Below are 250 nucleotides of genomic sequence, written 5' to 3' on the forward strand. Positions count from 1 at the left end.
GAAGATAACGATTCCCTCGGCCCGGTGCTTAGCAAGTATGTGGCCGAGGGGCTCGCCCAGTGCACCCCGGCGAATGTTCACTCCTGCAGCCTCACCCACGTTGCCCGGTTCCTGTGGTCGACAGGGTTTCAGGAAGTGACGAATAAAAGCACCGGGCCCGCCAAGAAGTACTTCAATTACCCGCGCCCCTACCTTGCTGATCGCAGCTTTGCCGATTCCGGGAATCCGAACAATCTACGCGGCCTTAAGA

1 protein-coding gene is annotated in these 250 nt (G+C 58.4%); it reads left to right on the top strand.

The window, feature by feature from the left end:
* The coding region (locus MTCD1_RS23780; RefSeq protein WP_235013409.1) for a phosphatase PAP2 family protein at positions 1–250 on the top strand (250 nt) is incomplete at both ends.

This window comes from Colwellia marinimaniae, from assembly GCF_002207865.1.
In the GTDB taxonomy this organism is placed as follows: domain Bacteria; phylum Pseudomonadota; class Gammaproteobacteria; order Enterobacterales; family Alteromonadaceae; genus Colwellia; species Colwellia marinimaniae.